Annotated in this window: 18 protein-coding genes and 1 pseudogene; 4 read left to right on the top strand and 15 right to left on the bottom strand. The window is 70.4% G+C overall.

What is annotated here, in order from left to right; all coding sequences use genetic code 11:
* From ACPOLA_RS02285 to dop, 5 genes and pseudogenes are all read right to left on the bottom strand, one after another.
* Positions 1-637: pseudogene (locus ACPOLA_RS02285) on the bottom strand (hypothetical protein); the annotation flags it as partial.
* A gap of 88 nt (positions 638-725) precedes the next feature.
* Entirely contained in the window at positions 726-1,607 is an 882-nt protein-coding gene (gene prcA / locus ACPOLA_RS02280) for a proteasome subunit alpha (RefSeq protein WP_435768764.1), read from the bottom strand.
* A gap of 1 nt (position 1,608) precedes the next feature.
* Complete coding sequence (gene prcB / locus ACPOLA_RS02275) at positions 1,609-2,463, bottom strand: proteasome subunit beta (RefSeq protein ID WP_435768763.1); 855 nt, start codon at positions 2,461-2,463, stop codon at positions 1,609-1,611.
* Complete coding sequence (locus ACPOLA_RS02270; RefSeq protein ID WP_435768762.1) at positions 2,460-2,657, bottom strand: ubiquitin-like protein Pup; 198 nt, start codon at positions 2,655-2,657, stop codon at positions 2,460-2,462. The genes prcB and ACPOLA_RS02270 overlap by 4 nt, the downstream gene beginning before the upstream one ends.
* Before the next feature lie 17 nt (positions 2,658-2,674).
* On the bottom strand, positions 2,675-4,183 hold the full coding sequence (gene dop, locus ACPOLA_RS02265; RefSeq protein ID WP_435768761.1) for a depupylase/deamidase Dop: 1,509 nt from the start codon (positions 4,181-4,183) through the stop codon (positions 2,675-2,677).
* 81 nt (positions 4,184-4,264) lie between these two features.
* Between dop and ACPOLA_RS02260 the strand changes: the two genes are divergently transcribed.
* The gene (locus tag ACPOLA_RS02260) at positions 4,265-5,104 is read left to right on the top strand and encodes a DUF1206 domain-containing protein (protein ID WP_435768760.1); all 840 of its coding nucleotides are present in this window, start codon (positions 4,265-4,267) and stop codon (positions 5,102-5,104) included.
* Between the two features lie 190 nt (positions 5,105-5,294).
* On the opposite strand, the gene ACPOLA_RS02255 is transcribed toward ACPOLA_RS02260, so the two are convergent.
* The 4 genes from ACPOLA_RS02255 to ACPOLA_RS02240 form a co-directional block, all read right to left on the bottom strand.
* Positions 5,295-6,314, bottom strand: coding sequence for a hypothetical protein (locus ACPOLA_RS02255; protein ID WP_435768759.1), 1,020 nt, complete (start codon positions 6,312-6,314; stop codon positions 5,295-5,297).
* A gap of 4 nt (positions 6,315-6,318) precedes the next feature.
* The gene (gene arc / locus ACPOLA_RS02250) at positions 6,319-8,082 is read right to left on the bottom strand and encodes a proteasome ATPase (protein WP_435768758.1); all 1,764 of its coding nucleotides are present in this window, start codon (positions 8,080-8,082) and stop codon (positions 6,319-6,321) included.
* Between the two features lie 147 nt (positions 8,083-8,229).
* Positions 8,230-9,171 carry a tRNA (adenine-N1)-methyltransferase gene (locus ACPOLA_RS02245; RefSeq protein WP_435768757.1) on the bottom strand — a complete coding sequence of 314 codons (942 nt, stop codon included), beginning with the start codon at positions 9,169-9,171 and terminating at the stop codon, positions 8,230-8,232.
* Positions 9,172-9,196: 25 nt separating this feature from the next.
* On the bottom strand, positions 9,197-10,333 hold the full coding sequence (locus tag ACPOLA_RS02240; RefSeq protein WP_435768756.1) for a M50 family metallopeptidase: 1,137 nt from the start codon (positions 10,331-10,333) through the stop codon (positions 9,197-9,199).
* Between the two features lie 62 nt (positions 10,334-10,395).
* On the opposite strand from ACPOLA_RS02240, the gene ACPOLA_RS02235 reads away from it, so the two are divergent.
* On the top strand, positions 10,396-11,313 hold the full coding sequence (locus tag ACPOLA_RS02235) for a RecB family exonuclease (protein WP_435768755.1): 918 nt from the start codon (positions 10,396-10,398) through the stop codon (positions 11,311-11,313).
* Here the strand turns inward: ACPOLA_RS02235 and ACPOLA_RS02230 are convergent.
* The 6 genes from ACPOLA_RS02230 to ACPOLA_RS02205 form a co-directional block, all read right to left on the bottom strand.
* Positions 11,284-11,925, bottom strand: a complete 642-nt coding sequence (locus tag ACPOLA_RS02230) for an HAD family hydrolase (protein WP_435768766.1) — start codon at positions 11,923-11,925, stop codon at positions 11,284-11,286. The two genes, ACPOLA_RS02235 and ACPOLA_RS02230, sit on opposite strands and share 30 nt — an antisense overlap.
* Before the next feature lie 677 nt (positions 11,926-12,602).
* The gene (locus tag ACPOLA_RS02225; RefSeq protein ID WP_435768754.1) at positions 12,603-13,076 is read right to left on the bottom strand and encodes a dihydrofolate reductase family protein; all 474 of its coding nucleotides are present in this window, start codon (positions 13,074-13,076) and stop codon (positions 12,603-12,605) included.
* Positions 13,077-13,154: 78 nt separating this feature from the next.
* Positions 13,155-13,652, bottom strand: a complete 498-nt coding sequence (locus ACPOLA_RS02220; RefSeq protein WP_435768753.1) for a hypothetical protein — start codon at positions 13,650-13,652, stop codon at positions 13,155-13,157.
* Positions 13,653-13,726: 74 nt separating this feature from the next.
* A complete protein-coding gene (locus ACPOLA_RS02215) occupies positions 13,727-14,311 on the bottom strand; it encodes a GNAT family N-acetyltransferase (RefSeq protein ID WP_435768752.1) in 585 nt (194 codons plus the stop codon).
* Positions 14,308-14,904 carry a hypothetical protein gene (locus tag ACPOLA_RS02210; RefSeq protein ID WP_435768751.1) on the bottom strand — a complete coding sequence of 199 codons (597 nt, stop codon included), beginning with the start codon at positions 14,902-14,904 and terminating at the stop codon, positions 14,308-14,310. Before ACPOLA_RS02210 ends, ACPOLA_RS02215 begins: the two co-directional genes overlap by 4 nt.
* Before the next feature lie 70 nt (positions 14,905-14,974).
* Positions 14,975-15,382, bottom strand: coding sequence for a hypothetical protein (locus ACPOLA_RS02205; protein ID WP_435768750.1), 408 nt, complete (start codon positions 15,380-15,382; stop codon positions 14,975-14,977).
* Positions 15,383-15,480: 98 nt separating this feature from the next.
* Between ACPOLA_RS02205 and ACPOLA_RS02200 the strand changes: the two genes are divergently transcribed.
* Together ACPOLA_RS02200 and ACPOLA_RS02195 are read left to right on the top strand one after the other, a co-directional pair.
* Complete coding sequence (locus ACPOLA_RS02200) at positions 15,481-16,071, top strand: TetR/AcrR family transcriptional regulator (RefSeq protein ID WP_435768749.1); 591 nt, start codon at positions 15,481-15,483, stop codon at positions 16,069-16,071.
* A 74-nt stretch (positions 16,072-16,145) separates the two neighbouring features.
* Positions 16,146-17,573: a GNAT family N-acetyltransferase gene (locus ACPOLA_RS02195; RefSeq protein ID WP_435768748.1), complete on the top strand. Its 1,428-nt coding sequence runs from the start codon at positions 16,146-16,148 to the stop codon at positions 17,571-17,573.
* Positions 17,574-17,723 lie beyond the last annotated feature (150 nt).

Here is a 17,723-nt window from a genome sequence, read left to right as displayed (position 1 = left end):
CGTCCAGGACCCCGTCGACCTGCACGACGCCGTCGGTGACGTCGTCGAGGTGGACGTCGAACCGCCGGGAGTCCGACGACGCCTCACGCCGGGCCTCAGCCGCCTCGGGGTCGTAGAGGGTCATGGCTTCGTCGATGTGGTGCTCGACCTCCCGCCAGGAACAGGACCGGATGTGTGGGGCGAGCTTCCGGTCGACGTGCGCAGCGGCCTCGAGGCTGAGGTCGTGGGTGAGGTCGGCGACCCGCTCGGCCTTCCACGGCGCACACCGCCCGGCCAGCACCGCGGCGTAGATGCGCTTGAGCCGCCACGCACACCCGATCACCCGACCGACATACGCCCGGCCACCGTCGGGAGTGCGTTCCAACGTCGCGATCAGCTCCATCAACGCGAACTCCGACACCAACGGCGCACCCGGACCGGCGATCGGGATCCCGGTGTCCACATAACCCTCGACCAGCGTCGCGGCGCCCTCCTCGCAGTCCACGACGTTCTGGTCGGCCCAGGCGGTGATCACCTGCCACTCCCGGATCAGGGAGGCGCGTCGGGCCCGGACCTCACTGGCCGCGTGGGCGAGCAGCTCCGCGGTCGAGCAGCCGTCGAGCTGCCCGTCCGCCGAGCTGTCCTTCCCGAGATCCATGACACCCATGGAACCAGCCGGGACCGACACAACCCGGGCGCGCGACCTCGGCTGTGGCCGGACTCGGTGGGCCCTCTTGGGGGCCTGTCTACGAGACCGGTGGTGCGACCGGTGGCTCGCCACCCGGCTGGCCGTCGGGCCCTCCGCCCTGCTGGCCGCCGCCCTGCTGGTCGCTGCCGGACGCCCGCGGCGGGGCGCCGGGCGACGTCGAGTTCTCCGCCGGGGCTGCCTCGCCGTTGGGCGCGTGCTCGGCCGGCCCCCGCTCCCCCAGGAGCTCGTCGAGGCGCGGCCCGATGATCCGGCGGAACTTGCGTGGCTGGACCCGCGTCCGGTCGAGCACGGCGACCTCGAGGTCCTCGACCGGGATCACCCGGTCCTCGGCCTGACCGCGCTCGTTGGTCGTGTGCCCGAGGGCCGCCACGGCCACCCGCAGCGCCTCGTCCAGCGATGCGCCGGCGGTGTAGTGCTCCTTGAGGTAGGCGGCCACGGTGTCGGCGTCACCGCCCATCACGGCGTAGCCGTGCTCGTCGGCGACCCGGCCCTCGTAGGTGAGGCGGTAGATCTGGTCGTCCTCGGGACGGTCGCCGATCTCCGCGACGAAGATCTCGACCTCGTAGGGCTTCTCACCACCGGAGGAGAAGATGGTGCCGAGCGTCTGGGCGTAGGCGTTGGCAAGCCCTCGTCCGGTGACGTCGCGCCGGTCGTAGGAGTAGCCACGCATGTCGGCGAGCCGCACTCCCGCGATGCGCAGGTTCTCGAACTCGTTGTAGCGACCCACGGCGGCGAACGCGAGGCGGTCGTAGAGCTCGGAGACCTTGTGCAGCGCCTGGGAGGGGTTCTCGGTCACGAGGAGCACGCCGTCGGCGTACTGAACTGCGGCGAGGGACCGTCCGCGGGCGATGCCCTTGCGGGCGAAGTCGGCCCGGTCCTTCATCAGCTGCTCGGGCGAGACGTAGAACGGCATGCTCATGTCAGGCCTCCTCTCCCGCGTCGTTGCCGGGCAGCTCGGCCAGCGGTCCGTCGGGTCGCACCATCCGGTGGCCGACCAGCCGCTCGGCGAGCCCGCCGATCGTCTGCTCGTCGAGGCGTACGGCGCCGTCGGCAGTCACCACCCACACCACCGGGAAGATCCGGCGGGTCAGGTCGGGGCCGCCGGTGGCCGAGTCGTCGTCGGCGGCGTCGTACAGCGCCTGGAGGCAGACGCGCACGGCGTCGTCCTGGGAGAGGTCCTCGCGGTAGAGCTTCTTCAGCGCGCCGCGGGCGAAGAGGGAGCCCGAGCCGACGGTGAAGAACGAGCTCTCCTCGTGGCGGCCGCCGGTGACGTCGTAGCCGAAGATCCTGCCGACGCCGCGCTCGAGGTCGTACCCGGCGAACATGGGGACCACGGCGAGACCCTGCATGGCCATGCCGAGGTTGGCCCTAATCAGCGCCGAGAGCCGGTTGGCCTTGCCGTCGAGGGAGAGGATCGAGCCCTCGATCTTCTCGTAGTGCTCGAGCTCGACCTGGAACAGGCGGACCATCTCGACCGCCAGGCCTGCTGTGCCGGCGATGCCCACCACGGAGTACTCGTCGGCCGGGAACACCTTCTCGATGTCGCGCTGGGCGATGACGTTGCCCATGGTGGCGCGGCGGTCGCCGGCCATCACCAGGCCGCCGGGGAACGTGGCGGCCACGATCGTCGTGCCGTGCGGGGCCAGCTCGGCCGCGCTGCCCGCCGGGAGCGAGCGGCGCGCCGGCAGCAGGTCGGGGGCGTTCTCGGCGATGAAGTCGCTGAAGGACGATGTGCCCGGGCGCAGGAAGGCGGCCGGGATGCGCGCGTCGGTCACTCGCCGCCCTTCTGGATGAACGACTTCACGAAGTCCTCGGCGTTGGACTCGAGGACGTCGTCGATCTCGTCGAGGATGGCGTCGACGTCGTCGTCGAGCGCTTCCTTCCGCTCGGCGACGTCGGACTCCGGAGCGACCTCGGTGGTCTCCTCGGCCTCCCCGGACTTGCGCGGCTGCTTCTGCTCCTGGGCCATGCCCAGAGCCTAGCCACTCACCGGCTGAGGGCGCGGACCAATGCCTCGGCGGTGTCGCACCCGTCGATCAGCTCGCCGACATGGGCCCTGCTCCCCCGCAGCGGGTCGATGGTGGGCACCCGCTGGAGCGACTCGCGGCCGGGCAGGTCGAAGATGACGGAGTCCCACGAGGCGGCGGCCACGTCGGCGGCGTACTTCTCCAGGCAGCGCCCGCGGAAGTAGGCCCGGGTCTCCGCCGGCGGGTTCGTCATCGCGGCCTCGACCTCGTCGTCGCCGAGCAGGCGCTGGATGCGCCCGGCCCGCACGAGCCGGTGGTAGAGGCCCTTCTCCGGCCGGATGTCGGAGTACTGGTAGTCGATCAGCTGCAGCTTGGCGTCGTCCCAGGCCAGGCCGTCGCGGCTGCGGTACTGCTCGAGCAGGCGCAGCTTGGCCACCCAGTCGAGCTGGTCGGCCAGCGACATCGGGTCCGCCTCGAGCCGGGTGAGCACGTCCTCCCAGCGGGCCAGCACGTCGACGGTCTGGGGATCGGCGTCGGACCCGAAGCGGTCCTCGACGTACTTCTTGGCGAGGTCGAGGTACTCCAGCTGGAGCTGCACCCCGGTCAGCCTGCGGCCGTCGGCCAGGGTGACCGTCTGCTGCAGGGTGGGGTCGTGCGACACGGCCCGGAGCGCGGCGACCGGCGTGTCGACGGTGAGGTCGCGGGTGAGGAACCGGTCCTCGATCATCGCCAGCACCAGCGAGGTCGTGCCGACCTTGAGGTACGTCGCCACCTCGGCCAGGTTGGCGTCGCCGATGATGACGTGCAGGCGCCGGTACTTCTCGGGGTCGGCGTGCGGCTCGTCGCGGGTGTTGATGATCGGCCGCTTGAGGGTGGTCTCGAGCCCGACCTCCACCTCGAAGAAGTCGGCCCGCTGGCTGATCTGGAAGCCCTTGTCGCGGCCGTCCTGGCCCCGGCCGACGCGCCCGGCGCCGGCGAACACCTGCCGGCTCACGAAGAACGGGGTGAGGTGGCGGACGATGTCGGCGAACGGCGTGGACCGCCGCATCAGGTAGTTCTCGTGGGCGCCGTACGACGCGCCCTTGTTGTCGGTGTTGTTCTTGTACAGCACGATCGACGGGTTGCCCGGCAGCTGCTGGGCCAGGCGGGAGGCGTCCAGCATGACAAGCTCGCCGGCCTTGTCCCACCGCACGACGTCGAGCGGCGTGACCACCTCCGGTGTGGAGTACTCCGGATGGGCGTGGTCGACGTAGAGCCGGGCCCCGTTGGTGAGGATCACGTTCGCCAGGCCGAGGTCCTCGTCGGTGAGCTGGCTGGGGTCGGCGATCTGCCGCGACATGTCGAAGCCGCGCGCGTCGCGCAGGGGCGACTCCTCCTCGAAGTCCCAGCGGGCCCGCCGGGCACGGACGGTCGCCGACGCATAGGCGTTGACCACCTGCGAGGAGGCCACCATCGGGTTCGCGGTCGGCTGACCCTGCACCGAGATGCCGTACTCGACCTCGGTGCCCATCACCCGGCGCACGCTCATGCCTCCACCCTACGGCGTGGGACCGCGCCCGTCCGGATGCCGCGTCAGCGGCGGGGTATTGGGCTTCCAGGAGGGGGGACCATGACCACGCAGGACGCATCCACGGGCGACTCGGCACAGGCGACTGCTCGGGAGGCCCGCGACCATCCCGCCCTCGACTGGCCGGCGCGGGCGGGCATGGCGGCCTACGGCGTGGTCTACCTGGTCGTTGCGTGGCTCGCCGGACAGCTGGCGCTCGGCGACCCGGCCGGCTCGGCCTCGGGTGAGGGTGCCCTGCAGGAGCTGGCCCAGAAGCCGCTCGGCACCTTCCTGCTGTGGCTCGCCGCCGTCGGATTCGCCGGGCTCGCCGTCTGGGAGGCCTGCCAGGCCGTCGGCGGCCACCGGTCCCAGGAGGGCCTGCGCCGCTGGGCCGGCCGGGCGGCCTCCGCCGGTCGCAGCGTGGTCTTCTGCGCGCTGGCCGTGCTCGCGGTGCGCACCGCCACCGGTGACTCCAGTGGCGGTGGCAGTGGCGGTGCCAGCGCGGGACGGACGTTGATGGACCTGCCCTTCGGCCCGGCGCTCGTGATCGCGGTCGGCCTCGGCGTGATGGGCTTCGGCATCGCCAGCGGGCACCGCGCCGTCACGGACGGGTGGCGCAAGGACCTCGAGGTGGAGGGCAAGACGGGCCGGATCGGTACGGTCATCGCCGGGCTGGCGCGTGCCGGGTACCTCAGCCGGTGCGTGGCGTTCCTGGTGATCGGCGGTCTCTTCGCCTGGGCGGGGATCACGCACGACCCGGACAAGTCGGGCGGGCTCGACCAGGCGATCGTGCGGTTCCGCGACGAGCCCTACGGCCCGTGGGTGATGCTGGTCGTCGCGGCGGGACTCGCGTGCTACGGCGCCTTCCACGTGGCGCGCGGGTGGTACCTGCGCGGGTCGTGACCCGGTGCCCGCTCGACGCCGGCGTCACGACCCGCGGCCGGGATCAGCGGCCCTTGCTCGCCTTGAGGGCGACGGCACCGAGGCCGGCGGCGACGAGGGCGATGACGAGCATCTTCTTCACGGTGATCTCCTGTGTCGGTTGACGGTCGAGCGTCCATCCTGGCAGGGCCGCCGTGGCAGGTGCGGGACCTCAGGGCCGAAGCGCGAACATCGCGCCGGCGCCGGTCGAGGCATCGCCCCACCCCACCCACACGGCGTCCGGCGTGACGCCCATGACGGCGCCGTCGCCCTTCCGCGCGTGCCGCGTCACCTCGGCGACGGTGTCGACCCGCACCGGGTCGCCCAGCGACCCCGGGTCGACGGCCCCGTCGACCGCCCCGTCGCCCGGCAGCACCCAGAGGTCGACGCCGCGGACCCAGTAGTCGACGGTGCCGCACCGCACCAGGCCCTCCGGTGGCTCCGTGGTGTCGTTGACCCGAAGACCCTCGAGCTCGGCGGGTACGGCGACCGCCGGCCCGCCCGGCACGCCGAAGTCGGCGTAGGCGGGTTGCTCGGGCAGCAGGTCCAGCCGCCGGTCCAGGGTCGCCAGGTCGGCGGCCTCCACCAGGTCGCCCCGCAGCTCGCCGGACGAGTAGCCGAGCTCGCGGACGCCGTACCTGCCGGGATACGTCGCGACGTCCGCCGATCGCAGGTGCACGCGGTCGTCCACCACGGCCAGGTCGTAGACCTCGCCGGCGTAGTCGCCCGTCGGGATCACGGTCCGCCAGACCTCGTGGCCCGCCCGGTCGAAGCGGGTGACCACCACGTCGCCGCCGTCGCCGTGCGCGGTGACCACGCCGTCGGCGGCCGCCGCCAGCTGCAGCGGCGCGTGGTCGTCAGCCGCCTCTCCGGAGACGGGCAGCGCGTTCACGTCGTCGAGGAGGAGCGCGTCCAGGTTGGGGTTGGAGGCGCCTGCCAGCCCCACCAGCCGGACGTCGTACGACGCCGGGCCGGCGGGCTCGGCGAGGGCCACCCGGTCGCCGGTGATCGCGAACGGGACGCCCGGCACCTGCACCGGGAAGGTGCCGACGAGCTCGAACGTCCCGTCGAAGCCGCGCGGGCACTCCGAGACCGGGCGGACGTCGAGCCGGCCGCCGCCGCTCTCCGCCGATCCGTCACCGCAGGCCGAGAGCAGGACCGCCAGCCCGAGCAGCAGCGCTCCTCGGGCCAAGTGCCTAGAGGTACTGGCCGGTGTCGGACACCGTGTCGATCGAGCGGCCGGGCTCGGTCCCCTGCTTGCCGGTGATCAGCGTGCGGATGAAGACGATCCGCTCGCCCTTCTTGCCGGAGATCCGCGCCCAGTCGTCGGGGTTGGTGGTGTTGGGGAGGTCCTCGTTCTCCTTGAACTCGTCGACGCAGGCCTGGAGCAGGTGGGAGACCCGGAGGCCCTTCTGCTCGTGCTCGAGGAAGTCCTTGATGGCCATCTTCTTGGCGCGGTCGACGATGTTCTGGATCATCGCGCCGGAGTTGAAGTCCTTGAAGTAGAGGACCTCCTTGTCGCCGTTGGCGTAGGTGACCTCGAGGAAGCGGTTCTCCTCCGTCTCGGCGTACATCCGCTCGACCGTGGCGCGGATCATGCCCTGGACCGTCGCCGCCCGGTCGCCGCCGAACTCCGCCAGGTCGTCGGCGTGCAGCGGCAGCGTCGGGGTGAGGTACTTGCTGAAGATGTCGCGCGCGGACTCGGCGTCGGGCCGCTCGATCTTGATCTTCACGTCGAGCCGGCCGGGGCGCAGGATGGCCGGGTCGATCATGTCCTCGCGGTTGGACGCCCCGATCACCAGGACGTTCTCGAGGAGCTCGACGCCGTCGATCTCGCTCAGCAGCTGCGGGACGATGGTGTTCTCGACGTCGGAGGACACGCCGGAGCCGCGGGTGCGGAACAGCGAGTCCATCTCGTCGAAGAACACGATCACGGGCGTGCCGGTGCTGGCCTTCTCACGAGCCCGCTGGAAGACGAGCCGGATGTGCCGCTCGGTCTCGCCGACGTACTTGTTGAGCAGCTCGGGGCCCTTGATGTTGAGGAAGTACGACTTCCCCTCGGCGCCCGTCCGCGCGGCGACCTTCTTGGCGAGCGAGTTGGCCACCGCCTTGGCGATCAGCGTCTTGCCGCAGCCGGGAGGCCCGTAGAGCAGAATGCCCTTGGGCGGCTTGAGCTCGTGCTCGGCGAAGAGCTCGGGATAGAGGTAGGGGAGCTCGACGGCGTCCTGGATCATCTCGATCTGGTTGCCCAGACCGCCGATGGTCTCGTAGGTGATGTCGGGGACCTCCTCGAGGACCAGCTCCTCGACCTCCGACTTCGGCACCCGCTCGTAGACGTAGCCCGCCCGGGAGTCGAGCAGCAGGGAGTCTCCGGCGCGCAGCGTCTGGCCGCGCAGCGGCTCGGCGAGGCGCACCACCTTCTCCTCGTCGGCGTTGGCGATGACCAGGGCCCGGTCGCCGTCGGCGAGGACCTCCTTGAACATCACCACCTCGCCCACCGTCTCGTAGTCGAGCGCGGCGACGACGTTGAGCGCCTCGTTGAGCATGACCTCCTGGCCACGCCGCAGCGACTCGACGTCCACGGCGGGGCTCACGCTGACGCGGAGCTTGCGCCCGCCGGTGAACACGTCGACCGAGTCGTCGTCGTTGCGCTGCAGGAAGGTGCCGAACCCGGCGGGCGGCTGGGCCAGCCGGTCGACCTCCTCCTTCAGCTTCATGATCTGGTCGCGGGCCTCGCGGAGGGTGCCGGCGAGCCGCTCGTTCTGCGCCGTGACGGCCGCCAGCGAGCGCTGCGCGTCCGCGAGCCGGACCTCCAGCGCGCGCGAACCGCCTCCGGGCGCGTCGATCAGCCGGCGGCGCAGGTCGTGGACCTCGCCCTCGAGGTAACGGACCTGCTCCTCGAGCTCCTCGCGGCTCGGGGACCGGTGACCTCCAGCAGTGCCTTCACCCATGCTCGTCATCGGCAACCACCTCCTCGGAGACCGACACTACTCGGCAGGGTGTGGAGGCAAAGGGGATCGCCGCGCGGGGCAGGCAACGTTTCGGTTTCGCCGCCGTGTCCGCCGTGTCGCCGGCCAGTCGTCGGCCAGTGGTCGGCCAGCCGCCGGTCAGTCGTCGGCGGGGGTCTCCGGCACACCGGGCGGCCGCGGGCCGGCGTAGTCGGGGCCGTAGGCACCGGGTGCCGGCCGGCGCTTCTTCAGCGGCGCCCGCTCCCCCGGCGCCATCCGGCGGGCGGTGACGAGGAACGCGGTGTGGCCGATCATCTTGTGCCCGGGTCGGACGGCCAGGCCCTCCACGTGCCAGTCGCGGACGAGCGACTCCCACGCTGCGGGCTCGGTGAACCCGCCGTGGACCCGCACCGCCTCCACGAACCGGGAGAGCTGGGTCGTCGTGGCGACGTAGGCGCAGACGATGCCGCCGGGCAGCAGCGACCCGGCCACCGCGTCCAGGCAGTCCCACGGCGCCAGCATGTCGAGGATGATGCGGTCGCAGCGCTCGCCCGACGCGGGGAGCTCCTCGGCGAGGTCGCCCAGGGTCAGCCGCCACGCAGGGTGGTCGCCGCCGAAGAACTGGGTGACGTTGCGCCGGGCGACGTCGGCGAACTCCTCACGCCGCTCGAAGCTAGACACCCGGCCGTGCGGGCCCACCGCACGCAGCAGCGAGCACGTCAGGGCGCCGGAGCCGACGCCCGCCTCGACGACGTGGGCGCCGGGGAAGATGTCGGCCATCGCCACGATCTGGGCGGAGTCCTTGGGATAGACCACGGCGGCGCCCCGGGGCATGGACACGACGTACTCCGAGAGCAGCGGCCGGAACACGAGGTACTCCCCACCGGCCGAGGACGTGACGGTGAAGCCCTCCTCACGGCCGATCAGCTCGTCGTGGTCGAGGTGGCCCTTGTTGGAGAAGAAGCGCTTGCCGGCCTCGAGCGCGAAGTTGTGGCGGCGGCCCTTGCCGTCGACGAGCCGCACCCACTCACCGGCACGCAGCGGACCCCGGTGGACGCCCGACCAGGCGTCCCGGGGCACATCGGGGGTCGAGTCGGTCACCGGAGGAATCTATCGGCCGCGGCCCTCAGCCGCCCTGCCGGACCGCCTTCACGACGTCGGCCGTCGCGAGCACGCCGTACACGCTGCCGTCGTCGTCGACGAGCACGTACTCGGACGCGGGCACGCGCCGGAGGACCTCGAGCAGGTCGCTGCCGGTGATCGCGGCGGGCAGCGTGAGGCCGTCGTCGAGGTTGCGCGCCACCGTGGAGACGGCCACCCACGGCTTCCGGTCGTCGGGCATCGCCCGGACCGCCTGCTCGTCCACCACGCCGACCGGCCGGCCGGCGGAGGTGACGGTGACGATGCTCCCGGCCTGGGCGTCCTGGGCGCGTCGCACCGCCTCGGCCAGGGGCAGGTCGTCGGGCACGGCGAGGGTACGACGCGCGAGGTCGCGCGCGACCACCCCGGCGAGCCGGTGGGTGACCTGTGCCGCCTGCAGCGCGCTCGACGCACCGGTCCACAGGAAGATCGCCACCACCGCGAGCAGGAGCGGGCTGGCGAGGCCGCCGGCCGCGGCGCTCAGCAGGGCCCACACCACCACGAGGGCCGCGGTCACCCGACCGCCCCACGCCGCCACCACGGTCGCGGTGTGGACCCTGCCGGTCGCCGCCCAGACGCCGGCCTTCAGGACGCGTCCGCCGTCGAGTGGCAGGCCCGGCACCAGGTTGAGCACGCCGATCACGATGTTGGCGCCGGCGAGACCCTCCACCACCAGCTGGAGCAACCCGTCCGGCGTCACGAACAGCAGGCCGAGGGCGGCCACGCCCACTCCGATCGAGGTGATCGGCCCGACCACGGCGATCCAGAACTCCTGGCGGGGACGCCGGGCCTCCCCCTCGATCGCGGTCGCGCCGCCGAGGAAGTGCAGCGTGATGGAGTGCACCCGGAAGCCGTAGCGCTTCGCCATCACGGCATGGGACGCCTCGTGGAGCAGCACCGCCAGGTAGAGAGCGACGGCGAAGGCCAGCCCGACGACGTACCGCCAGCCGCCGAGGCCGGGTTGGACCTGGTCGACCCGAGGACCCATCAGGAACGCGATGAGCGCGGCGACCAGGAACCAGGAGCTCGACACGAGCACATCGGTGCCCGCGATCCGGCCGATCCGGATCATCCCGCGCGGCACCTGCTCGCGGGGTGCGCGCTGGGGTGTTGGACCGGACACGCGTCGAGGCTATCGGGGCGTCCCCCACCGGCTGTGTCGGCGGCCTGACCTAGGGTCGTGGCATGACGACCTCGACGACAGCGCCGGCAGGGGTCCAGCCGGCCGATCCCGCGGAGACGCGGGGCCGCGTCGTCGACGGCGTCGAGGTGGTCGGAGCGCTGAGCCCGTCGAGAGTCGGCGACTTCCTGGCCTGTCCGCTGCTCTACCGGTTCCGGAGCATCGACCGGCTGCCCGAGCCGCCCTCCCCCGCCGCCGCGCGCGGCACCCTCGTGCACCGGGTCCTCGAGCAGCTCTTCGACCTGCCCGCCGGCGACCGCACGCCCGCGACGGCCGCGACCATGGTCGAACCGGCCTGGGAGGAGCTGAAGGAGCAGGAGCCGGCGCTCGCCGGCATGTTCCCCGAGGACGGCGCGGAGATCGCGGCCTGGTTGCTGAGCTGTCGCGAGACGCTCGCCCGCTACTTCACGCTCGAGGACCCGCGGCGGCTCGAGCCGGCGGAGCGCGAGCTCTACGTCGAGACCCTCACCGAGTCCAGGCTGCTGCTGCGCGGCGTGGTCGACCGGGTCGACGTCGCGCCCGACGGAGCGATCCGGGTCGTGGACTACAAGACCGCCCCGTCGCCCGCGGAGAGGTTCGAGGCCAAGGCGCTGTTCCAGCTGCGGTTCTACGCGCTGGTGATCTGGCGCACCCGCGGCGTCGTCCCCCGCGTCCTGCAGCTGGTCTACCTCGGCAACGGCGAGGTGCTCAGCTACGAGCCCGACGAGGCCGACCTGCTCGCCACCGAGCGCAAGGTGGAGGCCGTGTGGCAGGCCATCCGGCTGGCCACCGAGCGTCAGGAGTTCCAGCCGCGCCCCGGCGCCCTGTGCGGCTGGTGCGCCCACCAGGCGCTGTGTCCCGCCTACGGCGGCACTCCCCCGCCGTACCCCGCCGCAGCGGCGGCGGAGGACCCGTCAGAGCAGGTCGCCGAGCTCGCCGACTGACACGTCGACCAGGGACTCGCGAAACACCCGACGCGGCCCGGGCGGCACCGGCACGTGGTTGGGCACGACCAGCACCCGGCAGCCGGCCGCCTCGGCCGAGGTGGCGCCGGTCGGCGAGTCCTCGATCGCGACGCACTCGGCGGGGTCGAAGCCGAGCGCCGCAGCGGCCGTGAGGTACGCCTCGGGGTGCGGCTTGCCGCTCGTCACCTGGTCGCCCGTGACGATCACCCGGAACGTCTCCGGCGGGAGGTGCTCGAGGATCGGCGCCACGAACCGCTCGTAGGACATCGTCACCAGGCCGCACGGGACGTCCGCCTCGCGCAGGTGCAGCAACAGCTCCCGCGCTCCGGCGCACCAGGGCACGGCGTGGCGGACCTGCTCCACCACACCGTCGAGCAGCATCTCCACGACCTCCTCCGGCGACTGGGGAAGGTCGAGCCTCTCCTTCATGTACTGCCCCGACACGATCAGGTCGTTGCCGACCAGTGCCATCGCGTCCTCGTGGGTCCACGTCCCCCCGTGCGCCTCCGCGATCGCCGTCTCGGTCGCCATCCAGTAGGGCTCGGTGTCGACGAGGGTGCCGTCCATGTCCCAGAGGACGGCAGCGGGCAGCCTCTGACCAACTTCCTCGTGCTGACCTGCAGGTTCACGAGAAGACGCGGTGTTCAGAATGCCCTCCAACAAGCTCCATGCGACTATCGATGCGACTATGCACCCTAGGTGCGCGCCTGGCCCCATTGGCGGGCATCCCGGTGAACGACTGACATCTGGGTCGGTTGGGGCCCTTCACGTGGTACGGCGCTCGCACCTCAGGTGCATGAGCAACCACACGATCGCTGCCCCGATCACGACGTGGGCGGAAGCACGTGCTCTTGTCTCGCTTCCATGCTCAGAGGATCAACTAACTCCTCTGCCACGAAGTCTGACGCGCGACAGGCGCACTCAGGTTCGGAGAGTGCGTTGGGGAGCGTGCCGCGCCCCGAATGGGCAGCCGTCACCGAGAACCTCTCCGGGCGGGGCATCCGGGACGCATGAGTAGCGGCGTGTGTGCCGGCCTGCGTCCTTCACCGTTGTGGGTTCGCCATTCGGGGATAGGCGGCGAAGTCGAGCAAGCCGCCTAAGCCTCAGCCAGGATTCTGATGACGCGAAGGGATGCGGCTGGTATCGACGATTGAACATCTCTGGCCATCGCATGAGCACTTTTCTCCTCGTCGAGGACGATGATCGCGTGGGCGGCGGTGACGTCATCCGGGGCCTGTCCCCAGAGGCCGCGAACGAACCCCGCTTGCTCACTGACGGTGGCCGCGATGTGCGCCAGTTGGTCCGGGTCCAGTCGGTCGTCTACTGGCGTCGCGGACGAGTACGCCGCTGCCGAGGATCGCGATGCTGCCGTCGCCGCTGTGCTTCAGCTCGGAGACGGCGTCGCGGGCCTCGCCGGCGAGCAAGTTTGTGTTCTCCCAGGTCACCGTCGTCAGCGTGTTGCTCACGACGTGCTTGGGCGTCGTGTTCATGTGCGCTGCGATGGGATTGGAGCTGGGCTGGTACGGCCAGTAGGTCGCCATCTTTTCGTAGGTCTTGCGGCCGAAGAGGTATGCGGTAGTGCCACCCAGGGCGCTGGACCCGCTGGAGGCGTGGATGGCCTCTGCGAACGGTGCTCCCCAGCCTCCGTGCTTGAAACCGCCCTCGCGGTCCTCCTCGGGCGATCCGAGCCCCTGCATCACTCCATCGACGGAGAGGAACTCGATCGCGATCAGTGTGCGCATGCTGTACTCCATTTCGGGTCTGCAAGAAGTTCGCCCGGGCGGGCAAGACGTGAACTGTTTGGTCGGCTCGTTGACTTACTACGCGCTCGGGCTCGGCAGCGTTGCGGCGGTGCGCCGTGAACCCGCATGGACACCGAGTAGAAGGGCCAGGCCTAGAGTGGACGCGACCGGCTGCCATCTTCCGGTCCACGCTGCGGCCAGTGCCGTTGCCGCAGTCAGGGCTGTGATCGCTGCAATGTCGACGGCTGTCGCATCGCCTCGGTGCCGCGCCGACAGCGCGAAGGAGCGCGGGACAGCGTCGAGAAAGACGCAGAGGCCGACTCCGATGGCCGACCCGGTGGCGAAGGCGGTCACCTCGACGGCGGCGCCGTCGTACTGCATCCGCGCCAGGATCGCGCAGGATCCGATGCCCAGGCACACCGGGGTCGTCATCTGCTCCCCGACCAGCGAACCTGCTCGCCCGCGTTGCGCGGCATCATGGCGCGCGAAAGTGATGTCCCGGACTCCTCGGAGGCTGGCCCGCTCGACCAGTACCCCAACCGCGGCCAGCGTGATCGCCGCCGCTGCGGGCGCCATCCAGGACCCGGTCGCTGCCCAGGCGACAGCCGCCATCGCAAATGTGGCCGGAGCAGCCGGTACCCGTCCCCGGATCACCCTCCTGGCTCAATCGGCTCGGTGATCTCGTCCGTGTACTGCCACTCGTGGCTCAGCAGACCGAACACGAGGCTGTCGACCCACTCGTCCTTGTACCGGCGGTCCTCGCGCAGATGCCCTTCCAGCTTCATGCCGAGCGAGCGGCACAGCGCGGCCGAGGCGACATTGCGAGGATCGAGACACGCGCGGACCCGATGCATCCCGTAGTGCCCGAAGGCCAGACTTATCAGCGCAGACACCGCCTCCCGGGCGTACCCACAACCGCGGGCGGAGGGGTGCAACGCCCACCCGAGCTCGCCCAGGAGCAGCGTGTCATCGGCCGGCCACAGCACCACGTCGCCGATCACCTGGTCATCCCGATCGACCACCAGGCCCAGCGCCGAGTCCGGTGTGTCGATCGCGACGCGGGAGATCCGCTTGGCCAACGCCAGCTCAGCGTCCTGTCGTGTCCAGGGCGCCCAGGGCAGATACCGGGTCACCTCCGGGTCGGAGTAGTAGGACATCAGCGCCGGCAGATCGTCCGTGCGGTGTGCCCGCAGCACCAAACGCTCGGTCCTGACAGGCAGGTCGAGCGCTCTCATGTGAAGACCACGAGTGCCAGCACCCCGACCCCCAGGGAGATGTCGAGCGCGGCGCACCATTCCGCGAGCGAGCGGGAGACCACCGCGCGGCGTCGCCAGTGGACGATGTCCCAGGCACCGTGGAGCAGCAGGCCCACAGCGAGGACGACCTTCGCGGCCGTCACGTCGAGCAGCATCGCCGTGATGACACCCGTAAGGAAGACCAGCGCGCCCCAGGGCTGCCAACGCATCTCGGCTGGCGGCGGGCGCCATCGTCCGGCCGCGGTGCCACCCACCACGGTGGCGACGGTGATCCCGAGCAGGATGACGGCACCCGGAAGGGAGAGCGCTTCTCCCGCGAGATAGGTCACCACGACCAGCCCAGTGAGGGGCCAGGTCCACGAACTGTTCCCACCCAGTGCGATCAGCGCATAGGCACAGGTCGGGATCAACAAGGTGAGGAGGACCCCGTCGATGCTGCCCGGATCGTCGGTGGCGACCGAGAACACGCCCACGACGAGACCGGTGGCGATCGGCCACCAGGCTAGAAACGAGCGTCCGCGGCCGACAGGTTCCGCGGGACCTTGGTCCTCAGCGGTGAGAGGTTGCTGCATGTGCCTTCCTTCGCGGCAGTCGTGTACGTGATGTGGGTGATGAGCGCGGGTGTCGGTGGCGCGCAGTCGGTCAATGCCGATGGGTGTACTCCTCGGGTCGGTGGACCATGACTAGCGCCATCAGCAGGAGCATCGTCACGTGACCGACGCCGAGCAGGGCCGCCTGACCGATGAAACCTGCCCATAGAAACGGGAAGAGCGCAATGAAACCGGCGTACATCGCCAGACACATCTCCGCGACTACAGCGATTCCGTGACCACGCAGGGCCATCCACCCCGCCATAGGCACTGCCATCGCCGTGGCCATCGCAATCGCCTCGACCTCGGTGCGCACCAGCCAAGCTGCGTCCAGCCTCCCGACCGCAGCTGCCCACACGGGGTAGAGGGTGGCCATGCCGACCACCATCGCCACCACCATCTCGACGTAGTGCCGCGCGAGGGATCGAACTGCTCCGCGCGACCTCATCGTGGTGTCCATGCCGTCCCCGTAACTCGTACTCTATTGTTTGAGATCAGCGATCGTAACTCAGACATTGCCGTTTGAGAAGGGGGATGGACTGCGGCACGATGGGCGCCGTGACCGATAAGGATTTGCATACGAAGCGAGCGGACGCGCGGATGAACATCGCAGCGATCCTCGACTCTGCTACCCGTTGTCTGGCACGCGACCCAGACGCCAGCCTCGCCGACATCGCCCGCGAGGCAGGAGTAGGCCGAGTCACGCTCTACGGCCACTTCGACTCGCGCTCGACCCTGATCGCTCACGTGGTCGACGCCGCCATGGCCCACTCTGAGAGCGAGTTGGAGAAGGTCGACCTGACCGGGGACCCAGTCGACGCGATGCAACGGCTTTTGGTGGCCTCCTGGTGGCTCACGCACCGCCACGGCGCCCTCGTGCAGGCCGCCGAGAAGAGCCTCGAGCCGGCACAGATCCACGCAGCGCACGAAGAGCCCCTCACCCGCATGCGCGCTCTCCTGCAACGAGGCCGCCGAGCCGGGTGCTTCCGCCAGGACATGCCCTTGGCCTGGCAGATCACGATGATCCAGTGCATCTTGCACGGCACCTCGTCCGCGGTGTACCGCGGTGACCACACAGCCGACGAGGCCTGCGAACTCATCGCGACCTCCGTGCTCGCCGCCCTCACGCCCCCTGACGCTGCGGGCTGACCACAACGGGATCGGCGGAGCGTGGCGCAACGGGATCGCTGACCAGCGTCGAGGAGGGCGGGGATGATCGTGGCATGACTGATCAGCGCGGGCTGGGGATGACCTTCGACTCGGCTGCTGATCTCTACCAGCAAGCCCGGCCCGACTACCCCGAGCAGCTGTTCGAGGCGATGATCGCCGCCGCCCGGCTCGTTCGGGGTGACCGGCTGTTGGAGATCGGTTGCGCCTCCGGCAAGGCGACGTTGCCGCTGGCTCGCCGAGGCTTTCGCATCACTTGCGTCGAGCCTGGCCCGGCGCTGACCACCGCAGCGCGCCGCAACCTGGCCAGCTTCCCCGACGTCCGGGTTGTCCAGAGCACGTTCGAGGACATCGACCCCTCGGCGCACGAACCGTTCGATCTGGTGTTCGCGGCCACCGCCTGGCACTGGCTCGATCCAGCGGTTCGTTACCGGCGCACGTGGGAGTTGCTGCGGCCCGGAGGCCACCTGGCGTTCTGGGCCGCCACACACGTCTTTCCGGAGGGCGGGGACAGGTTCTTCGCCGACCTGCAGGAAATCTACGACGAAATCGGCGAAGGCCTGCCCGAGGGGGCGACGTACCCCCGACCGGGCGAGCTGCCCGACCAGCGCGAGGACATCGAGGCCAGCGGACTCTTCGAGCCGGTCTCTGTGCGCCACTTCGACTGGGAGGTCACTTACGACGCTGACGGCTACATCGGGCTACTCGACACCTTCTCGGGCCATATCGCGATGGAGCCGTGGCAGCGGCGGCGCTTGTACTCGGAAATCCGGCGACGATTGGGTGAGCGAGCGGACGGGCTGCTCCGCCGCGGCTGGGGCGCCGTCCTACACGTCGCGCAGCGACGCGACCTCCCCGCTGCGCGACAACAGGATTCCAAAGCGGTGACCGGCGATCGGCGGCGGCCGGTGTCGCAGGGCGCCGAACGAGGTTCGGCGTGCGGGACTACTGAGCGCCTGACTCCGTCGTTCGGGGTCATGCTGAAATGCGTGGAGATCCGCGCCGCTGACCTCGAGGACGAGCGGCGGCTCGCCGCAATAGACCGCATGACTTGGTCACCGAGCGTGGCTCCTGTGCCGCTGTGGGGCGAAGAGGTCAACTTCTTCGCAAAGGACGCACCCCAAGACGTCCTCGTCGCTGTCGATGGAGGAGATGCCGTCGGCTACGTCAAGCTGCGCAGGCCGACCGCACTGCTCGCCAACAGCCACGTCTTGCAGATTGGGGGTCTGGCAGTGGACCCAGCGCACCAGGGCCGCGGCGTCGGGCGACACCTAGTCCTAGCGGCTACCCAAGAAGCTCGGCGCCGGGGCGCCGCTCGCCTCACCTTGCACGTATTGGGCACTAACGCGACCGCCCGACGCCTATACGCATCCTGCGGGTTCAAAGTCGAAGGTGTTCGCAACGGGGAGTACGAACTCGAGGGCCGACGCGTCGACGACGTCCTGATGGCGATGTCGCTGGGCACCAATGCCAGGAACGACTAGGCATCGGATTCGGTCAGCGCCATCGCGTCGCCAGATGCATCTGCGGGGCACGGTAACCCGGTTGGATGAGACCCAAGGGATTGGGTCTCTAGCCTAAGCGGTTCCAGCTATAGGGATCCGTCTTGATGGCAGCCCCGCTGAGCTTCACAT

Origin of the sequence: Nocardioides proteolyticus, assembly GCF_051280635.3 — a bacterium.
GTDB lineage: Bacteria > Actinomycetota > Actinomycetes > Propionibacteriales > Nocardioidaceae > Nocardioides.
The sequence above is the reverse complement of the archived record's forward strand: the minus strand, read 5'-3'. Positions and strand labels throughout refer to the sequence as shown.